The 21,782-nt window shown below is 66.7% G+C and carries 20 protein-coding genes and 2 pseudogenes; 17 read left to right on the forward strand and 5 right to left on the reverse strand.

The features are described 5' to 3' along the window. Window positions 1–262 precede the first annotated feature (262 nt). The 5 genes and pseudogenes from ORI27_RS26985 to ORI27_RS27000 form a co-directional block, all read left to right on the forward strand. Entirely contained in the window at window positions 263–1,996 is a 1,734-nt protein-coding gene (locus tag ORI27_RS26985) for an IS1634 family transposase (RefSeq protein WP_266000192.1), read from the forward strand. 127 nt (window positions 1,997–2,123) lie between these two features. Further along, window positions 2,124–2,708, forward strand: a complete 585-nt coding sequence (locus tag ORI27_RS26990; protein WP_266000193.1) for an IS630 family transposase — start codon at window positions 2,124–2,126, stop codon at window positions 2,706–2,708. 597 nt (window positions 2,709–3,305) lie between these two features. Beyond that, the gene (locus ORI27_RS33055; protein ID WP_323055677.1) at window positions 3,306–4,106 is read left to right on the forward strand and encodes a reverse transcriptase domain-containing protein; all 801 of its coding nucleotides are present in this window, start codon (window positions 3,306–3,308) and stop codon (window positions 4,104–4,106) included. A 126-nt stretch (window positions 4,107–4,232) separates the two neighbouring features. Further along, window positions 4,233–4,550: pseudogene (locus tag ORI27_RS33060) on the forward strand (group II intron maturase-specific domain-containing protein); the annotation flags it as partial. A gap of 261 nt (window positions 4,551–4,811) precedes the next feature. Continuing rightward, window positions 4,812–5,396, forward strand: a pseudogene (locus ORI27_RS27000) (IS630 family transposase); the annotation flags it as partial. Here the strand turns inward: ORI27_RS27000 and ORI27_RS27005 are convergent. Beyond that, window positions 5,393–6,280 carry an MlaE family ABC transporter permease gene (locus ORI27_RS27005; protein ID WP_266000194.1) on the reverse strand — a complete coding sequence of 296 codons (888 nt, stop codon included), beginning with the start codon at window positions 6,278–6,280 and terminating at the stop codon, window positions 5,393–5,395. The pseudogene ORI27_RS27000 and the gene ORI27_RS27005 overlap by 4 nt on opposite strands. Window positions 6,281–6,386: 106 nt before the next feature. Between ORI27_RS27005 and ORI27_RS27010 the strand changes: the two genes are divergently transcribed. From ORI27_RS27010 to ORI27_RS27020, 3 genes are all read left to right on the forward strand, one after another. Next, window positions 6,387–7,256 (forward strand): alpha/beta fold hydrolase, encoded by an 870-nt coding sequence (locus tag ORI27_RS27010; protein ID WP_266000232.1) that lies wholly within the window; start codon window positions 6,387–6,389, stop codon window positions 7,254–7,256. A gap of 55 nt (window positions 7,257–7,311) precedes the next feature. Further along, entirely contained in the window at window positions 7,312–8,655 is a 1,344-nt protein-coding gene (locus tag ORI27_RS27015; protein ID WP_266000195.1) for an APC family permease, read from the forward strand. A 116-nt stretch (window positions 8,656–8,771) separates the two neighbouring features. After that, on the forward strand, window positions 8,772–9,104 hold the full coding sequence (locus ORI27_RS27020) for a DUF3349 domain-containing protein (protein ID WP_266000196.1): 333 nt from the start codon (window positions 8,772–8,774) through the stop codon (window positions 9,102–9,104). Window positions 9,105–9,107: 3 nt separating this feature from the next. Here ORI27_RS27020 and ORI27_RS27025 read toward each other — a convergent pair whose 3' ends face one another. The 3 genes from ORI27_RS27025 to ORI27_RS27035 all read right to left on the reverse strand — a co-directional run bounded on the left by ORI27_RS27025 (window position 9,108) and on the right by ORI27_RS27035 (window position 11,677). Continuing rightward, entirely contained in the window at window positions 9,108–10,160 is a 1,053-nt protein-coding gene (locus ORI27_RS27025) for an NAD(P)-dependent alcohol dehydrogenase (protein ID WP_266000197.1), read from the reverse strand. Between the two features lie 122 nt (window positions 10,161–10,282). Beyond that, a complete protein-coding gene (locus tag ORI27_RS27030; protein ID WP_266000198.1) occupies window positions 10,283–10,558 on the reverse strand; it encodes a YciI family protein in 276 nt (91 codons plus the stop codon). Between the two features lie 21 nt (window positions 10,559–10,579). Beyond that, window positions 10,580–11,677, reverse strand: coding sequence for an iron-siderophore ABC transporter substrate-binding protein (locus tag ORI27_RS27035; RefSeq protein WP_266000199.1), 1,098 nt, complete (start codon window positions 11,675–11,677; stop codon window positions 10,580–10,582). A gap of 163 nt (window positions 11,678–11,840) precedes the next feature. Here ORI27_RS27035 and ctaD point away from each other — a divergent pair, with 163 nt between their 5' ends. Next, window positions 11,841–13,586, forward strand: coding sequence for an aa3-type cytochrome oxidase subunit I (gene ctaD, locus ORI27_RS27040; RefSeq protein ID WP_266000200.1), 1,746 nt, complete (start codon window positions 11,841–11,843; stop codon window positions 13,584–13,586). 30 nt (window positions 13,587–13,616) lie between these two features. Then, window positions 13,617–14,843, forward strand: coding sequence for a phosphoserine phosphatase SerB (serB, locus tag ORI27_RS27045; RefSeq protein WP_266000233.1), 1,227 nt, complete (start codon window positions 13,617–13,619; stop codon window positions 14,841–14,843). A gap of 51 nt (window positions 14,844–14,894) precedes the next feature. Here serB and yczR read toward each other — a convergent pair whose 3' ends face one another. Continuing rightward, window positions 14,895–16,340 (reverse strand): MocR-like transcription factor YczR, encoded by a 1,446-nt coding sequence (gene yczR, locus ORI27_RS27050; protein WP_266000201.1) that lies wholly within the window; start codon window positions 16,338–16,340, stop codon window positions 14,895–14,897. 65 nt (window positions 16,341–16,405) lie between these two features. Between yczR and ORI27_RS27055 the strand changes: the two genes are divergently transcribed. From ORI27_RS27055 to ORI27_RS27085, 7 genes are read left to right on the forward strand one after another with little or no spacing between them, the layout of a single operon-like run. Further along, on the forward strand, window positions 16,406–16,573 hold the full coding sequence (locus ORI27_RS27055) for a hypothetical protein (protein WP_266000202.1): 168 nt from the start codon (window positions 16,406–16,408) through the stop codon (window positions 16,571–16,573). Then, on the forward strand, window positions 16,570–17,280 hold the full coding sequence (gene yczE, locus ORI27_RS27060) for a membrane protein YczE (protein WP_266000203.1): 711 nt from the start codon (window positions 16,570–16,572) through the stop codon (window positions 17,278–17,280). Before ORI27_RS27055 ends, yczE begins: the two co-directional genes overlap by 4 nt. Beyond that, window positions 17,226–18,080: an ABC transporter ATP-binding protein gene (locus ORI27_RS27065; protein WP_266000204.1), complete on the forward strand. Its 855-nt coding sequence runs from the start codon at window positions 17,226–17,228 to the stop codon at window positions 18,078–18,080. The genes yczE and ORI27_RS27065 overlap by 55 nt, the downstream gene beginning before the upstream one ends. Before the next feature lie 44 nt (window positions 18,081–18,124). Next, the gene (locus ORI27_RS27070) at window positions 18,125–18,889 is read left to right on the forward strand and encodes an NUDIX hydrolase (protein ID WP_266000234.1); all 765 of its coding nucleotides are present in this window, start codon (window positions 18,125–18,127) and stop codon (window positions 18,887–18,889) included. A 1-nt stretch (window position 18,890) separates the two neighbouring features. Further along, window positions 18,891–19,604, forward strand: coding sequence for an enoyl-CoA hydratase (locus tag ORI27_RS27075; RefSeq protein WP_266000205.1), 714 nt, complete (start codon window positions 18,891–18,893; stop codon window positions 19,602–19,604). A 9-nt stretch (window positions 19,605–19,613) separates the two neighbouring features. Then, window positions 19,614–20,582, forward strand: coding sequence for a class I SAM-dependent methyltransferase (locus tag ORI27_RS27080; RefSeq protein ID WP_266000206.1), 969 nt, complete (start codon window positions 19,614–19,616; stop codon window positions 20,580–20,582). Beyond that, window positions 20,579–21,760 carry a THUMP-like domain-containing protein gene (locus tag ORI27_RS27085; protein WP_407666443.1) on the forward strand — a complete coding sequence of 394 codons (1,182 nt, stop codon included), beginning with the start codon at window positions 20,579–20,581 and terminating at the stop codon, window positions 21,758–21,760. The genes ORI27_RS27080 and ORI27_RS27085 overlap by 4 nt, the downstream gene beginning before the upstream one ends. Window positions 21,761–21,782 lie beyond the last annotated feature (22 nt).

Here is a 21,782-nt window from a genome sequence, read left to right on the forward strand (position 1 = left end):
GTCCCGTTTAAACTCGTCGGGATAATTTTTCCTTGCCATCGTGGTGGATCATCTCGCTTCCCCCGCCAATCTTGCGGGATTAAGCGTGTCCAACACACGGGGGCAGGGCCCTAGAGCGGGTCTGAACTGTCGTTTGTATTGGTGAGCGGGCGTTTCGTGTCCACACACTGGTGCCAGTGTAGACATGCAGAGTTCTCATTTGTACGGCGTGTCATGTTCTAATAATGGGCTTCAACGTGGGTATTTGTGCTACAAAGTAGACATGTATGTGGCGCGGATCCCGAATCGTGGATCACCGCCGGCGATCCTGTTGCGGGAAAGCTACCGCGAAGGCGGCAAGGTGAGAAACCGCACCCTGGCCAACCTGTCGCACTGGCCTGAACCCAAGGTCGATGCGCTGTCGCGGGCGCTTAAAGGGCAGCAGCCGACGCGGGAATTGTCTGAGGCGTTCGAGATCACCCGCAGCCTGCCGCACGGGCACGTGGCCGCAGTGCTGGGCACCGCGCGCAATCTCGACGTGGAGGCGCTCATTGACCCGACGCCGTCGCGACGGCGAGATTTGGTGACCGCGATGCTGGTCGCGGCGGTGATCGCGCCGGACTCCAAGCTGGCCACCGCGCGGGGGCTGCGCACCGAGACGGCCACCAGCTCACTGGGCCAGCTGCTCGGTGTCGCCTCGTGCGACGAGGATGACCTGTATGCGGCGATGGACTGGGTGCTGGCCCGCAAGGACACCATCGAAACCACCTTGGCCACCCGGCATTTAGTCAACGGCACGCTGGTGCTCTACGACGTGTCCTCGGCGGCGTTCGAGGGCCGCACCTGCCCGCTGGGGGCGATCGGGCACCCCCGAGACGGGGTCAAAGGCCGGCTGCAGATCGTCTACGGGCTGCTGTGCACGACCGCCGGGATCCCGATCGCCATCGAGGTGTTCGAGGGCAACACCGCCGACCCCAACACCCTGGCCGCCCAGATCAGCAAGCTCAAAGACCGGTTCGGGCTGACCCGGGTGTGTCTAGTCGGGGATCGGGGCATGCTCACCAACGCGCGCATCCGCGACGAGGTGGCCCCCGCGCAGCTGGATTGGATCAGCGCGTTGCGCGCACCCCAGATCAAGGCCCTCGTCGAGGAGGGCGCGCTGCAGCTGTCGCTGTTCGATGAGCAGGACCTCGTCGAGATCGCCTCCCCGGAGTTTCCCGGCGAGCGGCTGGTGTGCTGCCACAACCCCGCCCTAGCCGAGAAACGCACCCGTAAACGCCAGGAGCTGTTGGCCGCCACCGAAAAAGAACTCACCCCCATCGGGGCCGCCACCCGCAGAGCCACCCGGCCATTGCGCGGCAAGGACAAGATCGCGCTGCGGGTGGGCAAGGTCATCAACCACTACAAGATGGCCAAACACTTCACCATCACCATCACCGAGGACTCCTTCACGTTCACCCGTAACACCGAGGCCATCGCCGCCGAGGCCGCCCTCGACGGCATCTACGTGCTGCGCACCAGCCTGCCCGAACAGACCCTGGCCACCGACGATGTGGTGTTGCGCTACAAGGGACTCGAAGACGTCGAACGGTTCTTCCGCACACTGAACAGCGAACTCGACGTGCGCCCCATCCGCCATCGGCTGGCCGACCGGGTCCGCACCCACATGTTCTTGCGCATGCTGTCCTACTACATCACCTGGCACATGAAACAAGCCCTGGCCCCAATCCTGTTCCGCGACAACGACAAACCCGCCGCAGCCGCCAAACGCACCAACCCCGTGGCCGCAGCTCAACGCTCCGATGAAGCGCTGGCCAAAGCCGCCCGTAAACGCACCCCCGAAAACACCCCGGTGCACAGCTTCACCAGCCTGCTCGCCGACCTGGCCACCATCTGCGCCAACCACATCCAGCCCGCCAACGACACCCCAGCGTTCACCATGACCACCACCCCCACCCCACTGCAGCGACGTGCCTTCGACCTGCTCGCCGTCTCCCACCGTCACGGCTACACGTAGTCAGTGCCCAACCCAAAACCGCAGGTCAACACCCACCCATCACCACACCAGGGGGAACTTCGGACTAAATCAGCGGTGTCCTAGTGTCCTGCGCCTGGTATTCGTTGATTAATTGTAGAATCGGTGGATGGCAAGACGGGGCCGTCCGGTAGTTGAGTTGGTGTTGACCGATGAGGAGCGCGAGACGCTGCAGCGGTGGGCGAGGCGGCCGAAGTCCTCGCCAGCGCTGGCGCAGCGGTCACGGATCGTGTTGGGCTGTGCGGCAGGCAAATCCAACAAGGAAGTGGCTGCCGAAGAGGGGGTGTGGCCACAGACGGTGTGCAAGTGGCGGCAACGTTTTGTTGACGATCGCCTCGATGGCTTGAGCGATGAACCGCGTCCTGGTGGGCCGCGCACCATCGCCGATGAGCAGATCGAGGCGGTGCTGGTGGCCACGCTGGAACGTACCCCGGCCGATGCCACGCACTGGTCGCGGGCGTCGATGGCCAAGGAGTCCGGGCTGTCGAAGTCGACGGTAGGTCGGATCTGGACGGCGTTCGGACTCAAACCGCATCTGGTCGACACCTTCAAGATCAGTAACGATCCGCAGTTCATCGACAAGGTCCGCGATGTCGTCGGGTTGTATCTCGACCCTCGTGCGCCGCGAGGCACTGATGATTTGAGCGGAGGTGAGAGACCTTCGCCGCCGGACCTGTCGCAGCAGGGACGGTGAAGCTGAGGGCAGCCTGACCCGGGAGTTGCCGGGATGGGTGGGAGCAGCCCTGACAACGCCGGGACGTGTCAGCATCGCCAGATGGGGCGGGTCCGGCAAGCGTGATGAAGAGGAGTACGCGAGGAACCAGCGTCATTACGTCCCTCGAAAGGTAAACCGGCTCAAACCTGGCGGATATGGGCCGGGCGCGGTGCGCACCCGTGCCGGGTGGATCGGGGCGGGGAACTTCTGGGCAGTCATGTGGGTGGCGGTCCGGGAGGCCACGGTGATGTGCTGCGGGGTAGTCGTGGCGAGGCCGCAGGGATAGAGCTGGGCTCCTCCTTCGTCGAGCGAATCACAGTGAACGCGGGAACCGCCCTGGTCCTGCCTCGTAGCCGTGATGCCATCACGGATTGCCGGGCTGGGCACATCGTCGGCCGATCGGGTCGGGGCGGGACGGAGCCGCCGTAGTACTCCGAGCCGGGGAAAGCCCGTGCACATGGGGAAGGGCGGCAGCGGTTGCGAGAAGGGAAGGATGCTGTAATGCCGAAAGACGCACCGGTGGATGTCGGTGCACCGTCGGAACCCATTGTGGGACCTCACCGTCGGGTATCGGAGATGCAGACCAAGCTTCACTGTTGGGCTGCGACCGATCCGGGTCGCAGGTTCGATGACCTGTTCAATTTCGTGTGTGACCCGGCAACGTTGTTGGTGGCGTTCGATCGGGTCGCGGGCAACCACGGAGCGAACACTCCTGGTGTGGACGGCCTCACGGCCGCCCATGTCGAGGAAGTCGTCGGGGTGCCCGGGTTTCTGGACGACCTGCGAACCTGTTTGAAGGATGGTTCGTTTCGACCGTTGCCGGTGCGGGAACGCAAGATTCCCAAACCCGGTGGGTCGGGAAAGCTGCGAAAGCTGGGCATCCCGACTGTGGCGGATCGGGTTGTTCAGGCTGCGTTGAAGCTGGTGCTGGAACCCATTTTCGAGGCTGATTTCGAACCGGTCTCATACGGGTTCCGCCCCAAGCGGAGGGCTCAGGACGCGATCGCCGAGATTCACCTCTACGGCACCCAAGGCTATCGGTGGGTGCTTGACGCGGATATAGAGGCGTGCTTTGACCGGATCGACCACACGGCCCTTATGGACCGAGTGCGGTCGCGGGTCAAGGACAAACGTGTCTTGGGCTTGGTGAAGGCGTTTCTCAAGGCCGGTGTGCTCACCGAGTACGGCGACCGAGAGGACACCCACACCGGAACACCGCGGGGCGGCATCTTGTCGCCGTTGTTGGCCAACATTGTCTTGTCGGTGCTCGATGAGCACCTGATGCGGCCATGGTGGCCGGGTGGTTCGATGTCGACTGCTTATCTGCGTAGTCGGCGTCGCGTCAAGGGTCTGCCGAGGTGGCGAATCATCCGCTAGGCGGACGATTTCGTCGTACTCGTGCACGGAGACCGGACGCACGTCGAAACCCTACGCGAAGATGTCGCCAACGTGCTCGGCCCTTTGGGACTTCGACTCTCCGAGTCCAAGACCCAGGTGGTGCACATGAGCGACGGGTTCGACTTCCTCGGCTTCCACATTCGGTGGAAACACAAGCGGGGAACGAACAAATGGCATGTATACACCTTCATCGCCGAGCGACCGCTACGGTCGGTGAAGGCGAAGGTCCGTGCCTTGACGAACAGGAAATCGCAGCAGAACCCAGGGGCCGTGCTGGTCAGAATCAACCAGATCTTGCGCGGCTGGACCAACTACTTCCGGCACGCGGCCTGCAAACGCACCCTCAGCCGCCTGTTCCACTTCGTGTGGTGGCGGGTGATCCGGTGGTTACGGGCGCTGCATCGCTGGAGGTGGAAGGACGTCCGCCGCCGGTTCACCACCCCCGATGGACGGTGGAAACCGATTGAGGCGGACGGGATCGCCCTGTTCAACCCGGCGACGATACCGGTCACCCGATATCGCTACCGAGGCACCCGATCCCCAACCCCTGGACCAGCGTCACCACTGCCTGACGGCAGCGACCGTGGAGAGCCCGGTGCGTGGAGACACGCACGCCGGGTTCGGCGAGCGGCCTGGGGAAACGGACCGAGAGTAATCCCGGCGCCGCGCCCCAGGCCGACTCAACCCGAGAAGGCGTTGGTGCTGTACGTGGACGAGAAATCCCAGATCCAGGCCCTGGACCGCTCGGCGCCGGTGCTGCCGATGATGCCTGGACTGCCTGAACGCCGCACCCATGACTACGTGCGCCACGGCATCACCACACTGTTCGCGGCCCTGGATGTGGCCACCGGTCAGATCTACGGATCGATCCACCGCCGCCACCGCGCCGTCGAGTTCAAGAAGTTCCTCATCAAACTCGATAGCGAGGTTCCCCCCGGGTTGGATGTGCATCTGGTCTGCGACAACTACACCACCCATAAATCACCGGTAGTGACCAAATGGCTTGCCGCACACCCGCGGTTCCACATGCACCACACCCCAACCTACTCGTCGTGGCTCAACCAGGTCGAACGCTGGTTCGCGCTACTAACAGACAAGAAACTGCGCCGCGGTGCTCACCGCTCAATCCAGGCCCTGGAGAAGGACATTCGCGACTGGATCGCCGACTGGAATCGAAATCCACGGCCATTCACCTGGACCAAAACCGCCGACGAAATCTTTGAACGCCTCAACTCATATCTTCAACGAATACCCGGTGCAGGACACTAGCCCGCCAGGTTGAATCGTCCTTGGCTACCGTAGATCGCCAGCGAGACGAGCAGCGTCACCGACACCACGACGACGAGTGACGTCCGCACAGCGTCGCCCGTCGCGACCCCGACACCCGAGGGCCCACCGGACGCGAAGTATCCGAAGTAGGTGTGGATCAACAGGATTGCCAACGCCATCAGGATGGCCTGGACGAACGACCACAGCAGATCCATCGGGTTCAGAAAAGTCGAGAAGTAGTGGTCGTAGAGGCCCGCCGACTGGCCGAGCAGGGCCACGGTGGTGTACCGGCTGGCGAGGAACGACAAGATGACCGCGACCGCGTACAACGGTGCGATCGACAACATCCCGGCGACGATCCTGGTGCTCACCAGGAAAGCCACCGGCCGGATCGCCATGGCTTCCAGTGCGTCGATTTCCTCGTTGACCCGCATAGCACCCAGCTGGGCGGTCACCCCTGCGCCGAACGTGGCAGCCAGACCGATTCCGGCGACCACCGGTGCCGAGATGCGCACATTGATGAACGCGGCCAAGAACCCGGTGAGCGCTTCGATGCCGATGTTGCCCAGCGAGCTGTAGCCTTGGACCGCCAACGTGCCGCCGGTGGCCACGGTCAGAAACCCGACGACCACCAGGGTTCCGCCGATCATCGCCAAGACGCCGGCACCCATACTGATCTCGGCGACCAGACGAACGATCTCGATGCGGTAGTACCGCAGCGCGGTCGGAATGCCCGCCATCGCCCTGGCGTAGAACAGGGCCTGATCCCCGATCCGGCCCAGCACGTACACGGGCCGGTCGAATGCGCGGGCCACCCGGGGAAACACCGTCCGGTGCGTCACGAAGGTTTCCGTCTCACCATTTTCAAGCTCCACCCCTGCCATGCTGCGCTGTAGGGCCGATCGTCCCAGCTATCGACGCCGAATGGCTTCACTTCGGGTGGGACCGGTGCTTTGAGCTGGCGGTTGGATCGCGGATGCTGGTTGCGTGATCACACCCGAACCGTTCAGCGCGCTCGGTGTCGACGGCATCCGCATCGCCGCCGATCGCCTGGGCGATCCGGACGCGCCGACTGTTGTGTTCCTGCACGGCGGCGGGCAGACCCGCCGCTCCTGGGGCCGGGCCGCGGCCGCAGTCGCCGACCGCGGCTGGCAGGCGATCACCGTCGACCTACGCGGGCACGGCGAGTCCGACTGGTCGGCAGATGGCGACTACCGGGTGGTCAGCTTCGCCGCTGACGTGCTGGAACTCCTGCGTGAGCTGCCAGCGCGGCCGGTGCTCGTCGGGGCATCGCTGGGCGGGTTCACCGCCATGCTGCTCGCCGGCGAGCTGGCACCGGCCGCGCTGCGCGCACTCGTTCTGGTCGACATCGTCCCCGACATGGACCCGTCCGGGGCCTCGCGGATCCACCGCTTCATGTATGACCGCATGGAATCGGGCTTCGAGTCACTCGACGAAGTGGCCGACATGATCCAGGAGTACAACCCGAACCGGCGGCGGCCCGCCGATCTCGACGGCCTTCGTGCCAACCTGCGCCACCGCGACGGCCGGTGGTACTGGCATTGGGATCCCAAGTTCATCGACGGTACCGCGGCCCGCCCACCCATCGAAGTGACCGAGGTCGAGCGGATCAACTCAGCGGTCGAAGCGATCCTCACCGCCGGCGTTCCGATGCTGCTGGTGCGCGGCCAGATGAGTGACCTCGTCACCCACGAACGCGCCGCCGAGTTTCTCGAGCGGTTCCCGCAGATCGAGTTCGTCGACGTCGCCGGCGCCGGGCACATGGTCGCCGGTGATCGCAATGACGTCTTCGCCGCGGCGGTCGTCGAATTCCTGACCAGACATGTCGACAACCGGTGAGCCGACCCGGAGCGGTGGTTCGAATGCGAATTGCAGGCGTCGACCGGGTGGACGGGTGAAGTTCCGGACTGCGGTGCTCGGCCTCGGGTTCGCGTTCACGGTGATGGCTGATCCGGTGTCCTCGGTGGCCTACGCGATCGAGGCCGCGCTGCGTGGCTTGGAAGGTGACCTCAGCGCCCTGATCCCGACCATGGGGGCCGTGGTCGCGATCATTGCCGTGATCTCGGCGACCTATCACGAGCTGATCGGGCGTTTTCCGGGCGGAGGCGGAGGACCCGAGGCGATCGCGCGCGCTTTCGGCGAAGGGTGGGCCTTCATTCCACTGGGCGCGCTCCTGGTCGATTTCACCCTGACGGTTGCGGTCAGTTGCGCAGCGGGGGCTTCAGCGCTGATCGCGTATCTGCCCCAGCTGGAGTCGTATCGGACCCCGATCGGGCTGGGGCTCGTGGCCTTGGTCGCCGGGGTGGTCTTGCTCGGCCAGGGTGGCCGGGTGGTCTTCGCCGTGGCGACCATGGCCTTCATCGTCTTGTCGACGTGCGTCATCGTGGCGGGCATCTCCGCTTCGCCCGCCGTGGACAGCACCGCGAATCACCCCTCAGGCGGCAATCTGCTGGTGGCAGGCGCCGGACTGGCTTCGGTGCTGCTCGCGATCCCGCTCGGGATGGCGCTGGCCACGGGAGTCGAATCCCCGTCGAATGCGATCGCCCAGTTGCCCCAACTCGGTGATCACGCCAGACGGCGGCTCGGACGCCAGACTCTGTGGTTGATGGTCGCCATCGTCGGGACGCTGACAATCTGCTTCACCGCGCTGGCGGTCAAGCTGCGGTTGGGTATCCCGGCAGAAGATTCCACACTGATCGCCGACATGGCGCGGCGTGCCACGGGGAGTGGTGTTCTGTTCACCACCTTCCAGGCCAGCAGTGCGCTGCTCCTGCTGGCTGCCGCGGCGTCGTCCTATCTGGCCGGCTCGGGAGTTCTCAAGGCGCTGGCCACTATCGGCGCGGACGGCGCCGGCTTGGTCCCTAGCCGGTTTGGGCGCTTGAACAAATTCCTGATACCGGAGTGGGGAGTCGGCCTGGTGCTCGCGGCGGCAGCGATGCTGATCGGGGCCAGCGGTCGGGAGCAACGCCTGGTCGGCTTCTACGCCGTGGCAGTCTTCGCCAGCTTCCTGGCCGCGACGATCGCCTGTGCGCGGTTGTCCTACCGCGACGGTCGATGGGCGGCTCTGGTGCTCAACATCGTCGGAGCGGTGTTGGTGGCAACGGTGTTGGTCATCAACGCCCGTCGGGTTGAGGGACTAGTAGCGTTGCTAGCGTCTGCCGCAGTAGCGGTCTACCTGTGGCGGGTGTGGGTGGCGCGGGGACGGCCCCGGGGGGTGGCGGGCGCTGGCGCCCAATGATGCCCGACGACCGGGTGGTCTGGCCGGTGCGCACCGCGGTGAACGAGGTGTGAACCGGGGGCGAACTGTCCTACCAGTGCTGGCGCCTCCCGCTGCTGACCACGACACTGTTCTGCGTGACTGCGGATTCGCTCTTCCACAAGGTCCTCGACTGGCTGCGCGGCGGCTACCCCAATGGGGTCCCGGGACCCGATCGTGTTCCTCTGCTGGCTCTGCTGCGCAATACGCCGCTCAGTGAGGACGACATCAAGGGCATCGTCCGCGAGATCTCGGTGCACGAGGCGGAAGAGCCCGCCGGCCATCAGATCGATCGCGACGAGATCGAGCACTTCATCGCCGATCACGTCCACCACGACGCCGGTCCGGAGAACGTCCAGCGGGTGGCGGCGACGCTGGCCGCGGCGGGTTGGCCGCTGGCCGGCGTGGCCGAGGACACGGTCAAGGACTGACCATTACCCGGCGCGCAGCGACTCGGTGTCGATCACGAATCGGTACCGGACGTCGCTGGCCAGCACCCGCTCGTAGGCCTCGTTGATGTAGTCGGGCGCGATGACCTCGATCTCGGGCGTCACACCGTGCTCGGCGCAGAAATCGAGCATCTCCTGCGTCTCGGCGATTCCGCCGATCAGCGAACCCGACAGGCTGCGCCGACCGAAGATCAGGGCCGATGCGGGAACGCTCATCGGATGTTCGGGCATGCCGAGCTCGACCAGCGTGCCGTCCAGAGCGAGCAGGCCAAGGTAGGCGTCGAGATCCAGGTTGGCCGACACGGTGTTCAGGATCAGGTCGAACGTGCCTGCCAGCTGCTTGAAGGTCGCCCGGTCGCTGGTGGCGTAATACTCGTCGGCGCCCAGCCGCAGGCCGTCCTCCATCTTCTTCAGCGATTGGCTCAGCACGGTCACATGGGCGCCCATCGCCTTGGCCAGTTTCACCCCGACGTGGCCGAGGCCACCGAGACCGATGACGGCAACCTTCTTGTCCGGTCCGGCATTCCAGTGCCGCAGCGGCGAATACAGCGTGATCCCCGCGCACAGCAGGGGTGCCGCGGCGTCCAGCGAGATGCTGTCGGGGATCCGCAGCACATAGTTCTCGTCGACGACGATCGCGCCGCTGTATCCGCCCTGCGTGGGCTGACCATCGCTACCGACACCGTTGTAGGTGCCCACCATGCCCGGGTTGGTGCAGTACTGCTCGACGCCGGCCAGGCAGTTGGCGCACTCGCGGCAGGAGTCGACAAAACAGCCCACACCGACCCGGTCGCCGACCTGGTATTTGGTCACCTCGGGTCCGACTTCGGTGACCACACCGGCGATTTCGTGTCCGGGCACCATCGGATACTCGACCTGGCCCCATTCGCCGCGCACGGTGTGGATGTCGGAGTGGCAGATGCCCGCGAAATGGATGTCGAGCTTGACGTCATGGGGGCCGACGTCGCGGCGGGTGATGGTGGTCTTGGCCAGTGGATCCGTAGCGGATGTGGCGGCGTATGCGGAGACTGTGCTCATCGGTGTCCTCGTGTTCACGTTTCAGGCAGCACTGATCGGGTCAGCGATAAAGGGAAATGTCGCGACGCTGCGACCAAGGGGAATAACCCGGGCCGGCGGGTGCCTAATCCCGCTTGAGAGATTTATAACCCGGCTGCGCGAATTCCGCCGTTGAAGGACACCCGCTGATAGGTGGCGACGCCGGCCAGCGTGTAGGGATCCCGGTCGATGATGTCCTGAACGGCTTCGGTGCTGATGTCCGCGGTGATCAGGAGGCCGCCGACACCCGACTCCTGGCGGCCGGCGAGCAGGAGACGTCCGGCGGCGACCTCGTCGTTCAACCAGGCCAGGTGAGCGGGCCGGGTCTGCTCGACGACATCGAGCGGCTTCTCGTAGGTGCCGATCAACACGTGGAACACAGGGCGGACGTTACACGTGGGCTAGTTGATCGGAGCATTGAGCCAGCGCAGGTCGTCGAGAATTCCACGCGCGGCGACGATGCCCTGGCCGGTCTGCCACACCTCGTTGTTGACGATGAAGACCCGGTTGTCGCGGTTGGCGGACAGCTTGCGCCACGGTGCGCTGTCGAGGATCGCCGGTGCCCGGTCCTTGGCCGCCTGGGACGCGAAGGACAGGTACACGATGTCGCCGTCGGCGGGGGACAAGTCGGGCGAGTGTTCCAAATCGGCGTCGGAGATTCCGATCTCGATGTAGGGCTTGTCGGTAAACCTTTGGGCCGCAGGACGATCCACGCCGACATCGGCCAACACCGAGGCTGGGAAATTCTGCGCGCCGTACACCCGCATCGTGGTGTCGGTGAACTGAACGATGGACGCCTGGAAGTGGGCGGCGTCGACGGCAACGCCTTTCTGCCGGGCTTTTTCGGTGAACTCGCCGATCAGATCGCCGGCGGCTTCGGCGCGCCCGGTCGCCGCGCCCGTGGTGCGCAGGTTGTCCTGCCACTGGGCGCCGGGGGCATCGGTGAACACCGTCGGGGCGATGGCCGACAACGCTTGATACGACTGCGGGGTCAGCGCCTGCGAGCCGAGGATGAGATCCGGATTGGCGGCCGCGATCGCGGCGAGGTCGGGGGAGCTGCGGGTACCGACGCCGGGCAGATCGTGGATCACGGTGCCCAGATACGACGGCTGGCCGGTGGCTCCGTCGGGCAGGGCGGCGGCCACGATCCGCGACTGCAGGCCCAGCGCGCACAGGGCGTCGAGCTCGTCACCGGCCAGCACCACGATGCGCTGCGGGTCGGCGACCACGGTGGTTTCCCCGGTGGCGTGCCGAATCGGACCGGGCGGCACCGGATCGAGCCGGGCCGGGTCGGGCGCGCACGATTCGTCGGGGCGGCGCTGATTGCCCAGGACGCCGGCACCGGCGATCTTGGTGGTACTCGTGATGAGGTCGGGCGAGGCCGCCGGCGCCGGACTCTTCGACGAACCGGAGCATCCGCTGGCGACCGTCATGGCGACCGCCGCGAGCACCGCGCCGGCAGCCATCACGACACCCGAACGCTTACCGCCGATCAGCACGACGCCGACGGTAACACCCGACCGCGACAGTGCCGCTGAGCTGCGGCCGAGGCGGTCTCGGTGACGAATACGACAGAATGTAGGACCCACACCCCATCCGCGGCGGCGGGCGGTTAGGATCAACTACACGTTCTCGGGTGTGCTAACTGATTTTGGAGGACTGTTGACTGCCGTTGTGCCTTCGCGGGGAGAACTCGAGGCCACTCGGCCCATGCCTGCACGGATGGGCCCGAAGGGCAACCTGATCTACAAGCTGGTGACCACCACCGATCACAAGCTGATCGGGATCATGTACTGCGTCGCCTGCTTCATCTTCTTCTTCCTCGGCGGCCTGATGGCCCTGTTCATCCGCGCCGAGTTGGCGGTGCCGGGTCTGCAGTTCCTGTCCAACGAGCAGTACAACCAGCTGTTCACCATGCACGGCACGGCGATGCTGCTGTTCTACGCGACGCCCATCGTGTTCGGGTTCGCCAACCTGGTGCTGCCGCTGCAGATCGGCGCCCCCGACGTCGCCTTCCCCCGGCTGAACGCGCTGTCGTTCTGGCTGTTCGTCTTCGGCGCGATGATCGCGCTGGCCGGTTTCATCACCCCCGGTGGCGCCGCCGACTTCGGCTGGACGGCCTACACCCCGCTCTCGGATGCCATGCACAGCCCTGGTGCCGGCGGCGACCTGTGGATCCTCGGTCTGGCCGTCGGTGGCCTGGGCACCATCCTGGGCGCGGTGAACATGATCACCACCGTGGTCTGCATGCGATGCCCGGGCATGACCATGTTCCGGATGCCGATCTTCACCTGGAACATCTTCGTCACGTCGATCCTGGTGCTGGTGGCGTTCCCGCTGCTCACCGCCGCCCTGTTCGGCCTGGCCGCCGACCGCCACCTCGGCGCGCATATCTACGACCCTGCCAACGGCGGCACCCTGCTGTTCCAGCACCTGTTCTGGTTCTTCGGCCACCCCGAGGTGTACATCATCGCGCTGCCGTTCTTCGGCATCGTCACCGAGATCTTCCCGGTATTCGCCCGCAAGCCCGTCTTCGGCTACACCACGCTGATCTACGCCACGATCAGCATCGCGGCGCTGTCGGTGGCGGTGTGGGCCCACCACATGTACGTCACGGGTGCGGTGCTGCTTCCGTTCTTCAGCTTCATGACGTTCCTGATCGCGGTGCCCACCGGGATCAAGTTCTTCAACTGGATCGGGACAATGTGGAAGGGGCAGTTGACGTTCGAGACACCGATGCTGTTCTCCGTCGGCTTCCTGGTGACGTTCCTGCTCGGCGGGCTGTCTGGTGTGATCTTGGCCAGCCCACCGCTGGACTTCCACGTCAGCGACAGCTACTTCGTGATCGCGCACTTCCATTACGTGCTGTTCGGCACCATCGTGTTCGCGACCTACGCCGGGATCTACTTCTGGTTCCCGAAGATGACGGGCCGCCTGCTCGACGAACGGCTGGGCAAGCTGCACTTCTGGCTGACGTTCATCGGCTTCCACACCACGTTCCTGGTGCAGCACTGGCTCGGTGACGAGGGCATGCCGCGGCGCTACGCCGACTACCTGCCCTCCGACGGCTTCACGACGCTGAACATCATCTCCACGATCGGCGCGTTCATCCTCGGTGTCTCGGTGATCCCGTTCGTGTGGAACATTTTCAAGAGCTGGCGCTACGGCGAGGTCGTGACCGTCGACGACCCGTGGGGCTACGGTAACTCGCTGGAGTGGGCGACCTCGTGCCCGCCGCCGCGGCACAACTTCACCGAACTGCCCCGGATCCGCTCCGAGCGGCCCGCCTTCGAGCTGCACTACCCGCACATGATCGAGCGGATGCGCACGGAGGCGCACGTCGGGCGCGCGCACGGACCCGACGACGGCGACATCACCCGCCTTGACGACGACAGCGTCCGTACCTAGCGCGGGATACGTAGCCGTCCTGGTATGACCATGTCCAAGGTGTCGGTGCTGATCACCGTCACCGGCGTCGACCAGCCTGGGGTCACCTCGGCGCTCTTCGAGGTGCTCGCCCGCCACGAAGTGGAGCTGCTCAACGTCGAGCAAGTGGTGATCCGGGGCCGGCTCACCCTGGGGGTACTCGTCTCGGGCCGCGTCGAGGTGGCCGACGGCGTCCAATTGCGTGACGACGTTACCGACGCCATTCACCGCGTCGGATTGGACGTCACGATCGAACGCAGCGATGCCCTGCCGATCATCCGCGAGCCGTCCACCCACACCATCGTGGTGCTGGGCCGGCCGATCACCGCGGCGGCGTTCGGGGTGGTGGCCCGCGGGGCCGCGGCACTGGGCGTCAACATCGATTTCATCCGCGGCGTCTCCGACTATCCGGTGACCGGCCTGGAACTGCGGGTGTCGGTGCCTGCCGGCGTCGGCGGCGAACTGCAGACGGTGCTGGCCCGGGTGGCCTCCGAACAGGGTCTGGACATCGCCGTCGAAAACTACAGCCTGGAACGCCGGGCCAAACGGCTGATCGTGTTCGACGTCGACTCGACGCTCATCCAGGGCGAGGTCATCGAGATGCTGGCCGCCCACGCCGGGGCCGGGGAGGCCGTCGCCGCCATCACCGAAGCCGCCATGCGCGGCGAACTGGACTTCGCCGAGTCACTGCACCGCCGGGTGGCCACCCTGGCCGGCCTGCCCGCGGAGATCCTCGACGAGGTCGCCGACCAGATCGAGCTCACTCCCGGGGCGCGTACCACGATTCGGACGCTGCGCCGCTTGGGTTTTCACTGCGGCGTGGTCTCCGGTGGCTTCCGGCAGGTGATCGACCCGCTGGCGCACGAACTGATGCTGGATTTCGTGGCGGCCAACGAGCTGGAGATCGTCGACGGCAAACTGACCGGTCGAGTCGTCGGCGAAGTGGTCGACCGCGCCGGTAAAGCCAAGGCGCTGCGCGATTTCGCCCGCCAGGCAGGGGTCCCGATGGAACAGACGGTGGCGGTCGGCGACGGTGCCAACGACATCGACATGCTGGCCGCCGCCGGCCTGGGGGTGGCCTTCAACGCCAAACCCGCGCTGCGGGAAGTCGCCGACGCCTCGCTGAGTCACCCCTACCTGGATACCGTGCTGTTCATCCTCGGCATCACCCGCGCCGAAATCGAGGCGGCCGACGCCGTCGACGGCACCCTTCGCCGAGTCGAGATCCCACCGGAGTAGCGATTTCGGCGCGCAAACCGTCGCTGAGCGAACGTTTGCGCGCCGAAATCGCTAGATCACCACGGCCGTGGTCTCGGGAGTGGCCGCCCCGGTGATGCTGCGCCACGCTCGGCCCAGCAGTTCGATGGCCTCGGTCAGCTCGTCCTCGGGCAGGGCGAAGGGAATCCGGACGAACCGCTCCAGTGTGCCGTCGACGCCGAAGCGCGGCCCGGGCGGCAGCTCCACCCCCAGGCGAGATGCCGATGCGCACATCGCGGAGCTGACCGGGGCCGGTAGCTGCACCCACATCGACATGCCGCCGTTGCCGGGCAATGGACGCCAGTCGGGCAGGTGCTCGGCGATCAGTTCGAGCAGAAGCGTCCTTCTGCCACGCAGGATTTCGCGACGCTCGGGTAGCACGTCGTCGGCCCGCTCGGTGAGAAGCCATGCTGCAGCGAGTTGTTCGATCACCGACGTGCCCAGGTCCATCGACGGGCGAAGTGCCCGGATTGTTGCCAGCACGTTCGGTTCGGCGCGGATCCAGCCGATGCGCATACCGCCCCAGTACGACTTCGACATCGAGCCGATGGTGATCATCAAGTCGGTGCGCGACGTCATCGATGCGGCCACCGGCGGGGGCACCGGCTCGTCGAGCCAGACATCCGTCATCGTCTCGTCGATGACCGTGCGCGTTCGGGTCTCGGAGACGATGTCGGATAACCGCTTGCGATCGGCCGGCGGCATCGAGAACCCTGTCGGATTGTGGTTGTCAGGTACCAAGTAGGCCAGCGTCGGGGCGAGTTGGCGGACGGCGGCGTGCACGGCGTCGAGGTCCCAGCCCTCGCGGGTCATCGCGACGGGCACCGGTCGCGCTCCGGCGGTGGCGATCGCCGTGAGCACTCCGTGGTAGGTGGGCTGCTCGACGAGTACCCGATCGCCCGGCTGAACATAGGTCGCCAGGATCAGCGCGATCGCGTGCTGCGCGCCGCTTGTCACCATGATTTGGTCCGGGGTGGTGGGAAGCCCTCTCGCGCAATACCGTTCGGCGATCGCAGTGCGGAATGCCAGTACCCCTCGCATGTCGTGACCGGTCTGCTGCAGATAGGCAGGGGACTGGCGAGCCGCCTCGGTGAACGCCTCCTGCACCGCGCTGGCCGGGGCGGCCAACGCCGCTTCGGCCAGATTGATCCTCGTCGGCGCATCGCTGGGGACGGGTGCGGCTGTGCGGGGGAGCGCAACCGTGCTGCGTGCGCCGCGGCGGGCATGCAGATAGCCACTCTCACCCAGCTCGGCATAGGCCGCGGTGATCGTGGTGCGGGAGACGCGGAGCGTGTCGGCCAGCGCGCGCTCACTGGGCAGCCGCGAACCGACCGGCAGACGGCCGTCGACGATCAGCATTCGCAGCCCATCGGCGAGCCCTTGATAGGTCGGGCCGCTGCGGCTGGAGGTGCGCCAGTTGCCCAATTCTCGAGCCAGAAGATCCGGATCGAGAGCCCTGGTAGTCACAGAAGTCACCATATGCATGCCAGTATGAGTCAACTGGCTATTGAATGGCAAGCCAGTTGGTCAGAATCATGACTGCCATGAGCAATTGGTTCTCCCGCGTGGGCCAGCGATTGGCGGCGTTGCTTGACCCCGGTCACGGCCCGTGGAATCCGACATCGACAGGCTGGGATGACGTCGACGCCGACGTCCGCCGGCTACGCGGTGATCTGGACGCCATCCGCGTTCGGTTCACCGACCACCGGTGAGATCCGCGCTGCGCGGTGTCGCGCTGATGACCGGACTGGCCTGTTACGGCTTCTCCATGGCGATGATGGTGCGGGCCGGGCTCGGGCTGGACCCGTGGGACGTTTTCCACCAGGGCCTGACTCGGCACACACCGATGACCATCGGCGTCGCCTCGGCGGTCGTCGGTGTCGTGGTGCTGATCGCGTGGATTCCGCTGCGTAACAAGCCCGGCATCGGCACCGTCGCCAACGTCATCGTCATCGCGGTCACCGTCGACGCCGGTCTGGCCGTGCTGGCCACGCCAGAGTCGATGCCGGCCCGGGTTGCCATGATGGTGGCGGCGGTCGTCCTCAACGCCGTCGCTACGGTGTTGTACGTCGGCGCTGGGCTGGGACCGGGGCCCCGCGATGGGCTGATGACGGGACTGGTTGCGCGGACGGGTCTTTCAGTGCGGTTGGTGCGCACCACGATCGAGGCCACCGTGCTCGCCGCGGGCTGGTTGCTCGGCGGCAGCGTGGGTGTCGGGACCGTCATCTACGCGTTCGGAATCGGTCCGATCGTTCAGCTGGTGCTGCGGCTCACACCCAAGCCGGTTCTGGCGGTCAGCGGTTGGGCGCACATCGTCGGGCACACCGGAAGTCGCGGCGACCCCGGGCGTGCGGACGCAGCCGAATGCGGCACGATGGTGCAGTGCCCGCTGCCGACGAGGTCGACCCCGACCTGCTGATCGACTTCCGGAAAGTATCGCTGCGCCGCGGGGGCCGGGTCCTGGTCGGGCCCGTCACCTGGCAGGTGGAGCTCGACGAACGCTGGGTGGTGATCGGCCCCAACGGCGCCGGAAAGACCTCTCTGCTGCGCATCGCGGCGGCGATGGAACACCCGTCGTCCGGCACCGCCTACGTGCTCGGCGAACGGCTGGGCCGCACTGACATGTCCGAACTGCGCCAGCGGGTCGGGCTGAGCAGCTCTGCGCTATCCCAGCGGGTCCCCGATGACGAGGTGGTCCGCGACCTCGTCGTCTCGGCCGGATACGCGGTGCTGGGACGCTGGCGGGAGAACTACGAGGACGTCGACTACGCCCAGGCCATCGACACACTGGAGAGCGTGGGCGCCGAGCATCTGGCCGAGCGCACCTACGGCACCCTGTCGGAGGGCGAACGCAAGCGGGTGCTGATCGCCCGCTCCCTGATGACCGATCCCGAATTGTTGCTGCTCGACGAACCCGCGGCCGGGCTCGACCTCGGTGGCCGTGAGGAACTGGTGGCCCGGCTGGCCGATCTGGCCGCCGACCCCGACGCGCCGGCGCTGGTGCTGGTCACCCACCATGTGGAGGAGATCCCACCGGGCTTCAGCCACTGCCTGATTCTGTCCGAGGGCCAGGTGGTGGCCGGTGGGCTGCTGCATGACACGCTGACAGCGGAAAACCTGTCCGCGGCGTTCGGTCAATCGATCGCGCTGGACCACATCGACGGCCGCTACTTCGCCAGGCGCGTGCGCAGTCGCGCGGCCCACAGGAGGCGATTGTGAGCGACAAACCCGAACCGCTGCCGGTCCGACCGGCGGCGACGGTGATGCTGGTCCGGGACACTCCATCGGGGATCTCGGTATTCCTGATGCGCCGGCACCGCGCGATGGAGTTCGCCGGCGGGGTGATGGTGTTTCCCGGCGGTGGGGTCGATGACCGCGACCGGAATTCGGACATCGCCTGGTTCGGCCCCGGGCCGGACTGGTGGGCCGGTCGGTTCGGCATCGACGCCGACCTCGCCGAAGCACTGGTGTGCGCGGCGGCCCGCGAGACGTTCGAGGAATCCGGCGTGTTGTTCGCCGGCCCCGCCGACGATCCCGACGGCATCGTCGCCGACGCGTCGGTCTACCGCGACGCCCGCGCGGCCCTGGTCGACCGCAGCCTGTCGTTCTCCGAGTTCTTGCGCCGGGAGAAGCTGGTGTTGCGGGCCGATCTGCTGCGGCCGTGGGCCAACTGGGTCACCCCCGAAGAGGAGCGCACCCGCCGCTACGACACCTACTTCTTCGTCGGTGCGCTCCCGCACGGCCAACGCGCCGACGGCCACAACACTGAGTCCGAGCAAGCGTCGTGGACCAGCCCGGAGTCCGCGCTGGAGGACTTCGCCGAGGCGCGCACGTTCCTGTTGCCGCCGACCTGGACGCAGCTGGATTCGCTGGCCGGGCGCAGCGTCGGCGAGGTGCTCGCCCTGGAACGCCAGATCGTGGCGGTACAGCCCAATCTCGCTGTTCACGGGGGGAACTGGGAGATCGAATTCTTCAACAGCGACCGCTACAACGAGGCCCGCAATCGTCGAGCGCCACAGGGCTACTGAGGTGCGGGAGTTCGTCAGCATCCATGTCGGCGAGCAGTACCCCGGCGTCGGCGTGCTGCTGGTGTCGCGGCCACCGACCAACGCGCTGACCCGGCAGACCTACCGGGAGCTCGTCGCCGCGGCCGGCGAACTGGCCGATCGCACCGACATCGCCACGGTGATCCTCTTCGGCGGGCACGAGATCTTCTCCGTCGGTGACGACATCCCCGAGCTGCGCACGCTCAACCGCGGCGAGGCCGAGGCTGCCGACCTGCTGCGCCGCGACGCCATCAACGCGATCGCGGAGATCCCCAAGCCGACGGTGGCCGCGATCACCGGTTATGCCTTGGGTGCGGGGCTCAGCCTGGCACTGGCCGCCGACTGGCGGGTCAGCGGCGACAACGTCAAGCTGGGCGCTACCGAGATCCTGGCCGGCCTGGTCCCCGGCGGCGGCGGAGGCCAACTGCTGGCCCGGGTGACCGGCCCGGCGCGGGCCAAGGAACTCGCGTTCAGTGGTCGTTTCGTGGGCGCCAGGGAGTCGCTGGCGCTCGGGCTCGTCGACGAGTTGGTTGCCCCCGACAACGTCTTCGACGCCGCCGCGGCGTGGGCGAGCCGGTTCACCGACACCCCGCCGACCGCGCTCGCCGGTGCCAAAGCCCTGATCGACGGCCAGCTCGATGCCGGTGAGCAGGCCGAACGCTACGGCCAGATCTTCACGGCGGACGATGGCGGTTAGGCTGCCCTGATGACCACGATCGACCCGGCCCCCCAACCGCGCGCCACTGCGGAGCAAGTCCAGGCGGCGCTCAAGGACAGCAAGCTGGCCCAGATCCTGTACCACGACTGGGAGGCCGAGACCTATGACGACAAGTGGTCGATCTCGTATGACAAGCGCTGCGTGGATTACGCCCGCAACCTGTTCGACGCGACCGTGCCGCCCGAGGAACTGCGCCGGCTGCCCTATGACCGGGCCCTGGAGCTGGGCTGTGGCAGCGGATTCTTCCTGCTCAACCTGATCCAGGCGGGGGTGGCCCGGCGCGGCTCGGTGACCGACCTGTCTCCCGGCATGGTCAAGGTCGCCACCCGTAACGGCGAGAACCTGGGCCTGGACATCGATGGCCGGGTCGCCGACGCCGAAGGCATTCCCTACGAGGACGACACGTTCGACCTCGTCGTCGGTCACGCCGTCCTGCATCACATTCCGGACGTCGAAAAGTCGCTGCGCGAGGTCGTCCGGGTGCTCAAGCCGGGCGGACGGTTTGTATTCGCCGGCGAGCCCACCAGCGTGGGCAACACCTACGCCCGCTCGTTGTCGACGCTGACCTGGCGGGTCGCCACCAACGCCACCAAGCTGCCCGGCTTGGACGGCTGGCGGCGACCGCAGGCCGAACTCGATGAATCCTCCCGCGCGGCGGCGCTGGAAGCCGTCGTCGACCTGCACACCTTCGGCCCCGACGATCTCGAGCGGATGGCCCGCAACGCCGGAGCCGTCGACGTGTCGACGGCGACGACGGAGTTCACCGCCGCGATGCTGGGCTGGCCGCTGCGCACCTTCGAGGCCGCCGTGCCCCCCGGCAAGCTGGGCTGGGGCTGGGCCAAGTTCGCGTTCAACAGCTGGATCGGGCTGAGCTGGCTGGACGACAACGTCTGGCGCCGGGTGGTGCCCAAGGGCTGGTATTACAACGTCATGATCACCGGGGTCAAACCGTCCTGACCTTCGGTCGCGACGACGTCAGCTACCTCACCAGTGACGCCGGTACGGCGGCGCTGGCCGAGGTCGCCCGCTATCCGCTGACCGACGCCAGCCGACTGGCCGACGTCGCGGCGATCCGCGTAAAGTTCGCCGAGCGCAGCGTGACGCTGATCGAAACCACTCTGCTGCGCCGCAAGGCCGCCACCAAACTCGGCGAACTGGGCGATGTCTCCGGCTGGCTGTTCACTGACGACGCGCTGCAGCAGGCCACGGCGGCGCCGGTGGCCCGGCACCGCGCCGCCCGGCTGGCCGGTGTGGTGGTACACGACGCGACCTGTTCCATCGGCACCGAACTGGCTGCCCTGCGTGCGACCGCGGCCATGGTCATCGGCAGCGACCTCGACGACGTTCGGTTGGCGATGGCCCACCACAACCTTCCCGAGGTCGCGCTGTGCCGTGCCGATGCGCTGCACCCGATCACCCGGGACGCCGTGGTGCTGCTCGATCCGGCGCGCCGGTCGGGCGGGCGCCGCCGCTTCGACCCGCGCGACTATGTGCCGCCGCTGGACGCCCTGCTCGACACGTATCGCGGCCGGCCCACCGTGGTGAAGTGCGCGCCGGGAATCGATTTCGATGCCGTCCACCGACTGGGTTTCGCCGGGGAGATCGAGGTGACCTCGTCGGGTGGATCGGTGCGCGAGGCCTGCCTGTGGTCATCGGAGCTGGCCGCACCGGGGGTGCGCCGCCGGGCCTGCGTGCTGGATCGCGACGAGATCGTCACTGATGCCGACTCCGACGATTGTCCGGTCCGCCCCGCCGGACGGTGGATCGTGGACCCCGACGGCGCGATCGTACGCGCCGGACTGGTCCGGCACTACGCCGCCAGGCACAGCCTGTGGCAGCTCGACCCCGACATCGCCTATCTCAGTGGCGATCACGTGCCTGCCGGTGTGCGCGGTTTCGAGGTACTCGAGCAACTGCCGTTGCGCGACAAGGTGTTGCGACAGGCACTCGCGCGGCGCGACTGCGGGCAGCTGGAGATCCTGGTGCGCGGGGTGGACGTCGATCCCGACCGGTTGCGGCGCCGGCTGCGGCCGGCGGGCCACCTGCCGGTCTCGCTGGTGATCACCCGGATCGGGTCAGGTGCGGGCGAACGTACGGTCGTGTTCCTGTGCCGACCGTCCGGCGCGGCCGGGTAGGCTGGGCGGCGGCGGCGACGGT

This window comes from Mycobacterium pinniadriaticum (assembly GCF_026242045.1).
Classification (GTDB): Bacteria; Actinomycetota; Actinomycetes; order Mycobacteriales; family Mycobacteriaceae; genus Mycobacterium; species Mycobacterium pinniadriaticum.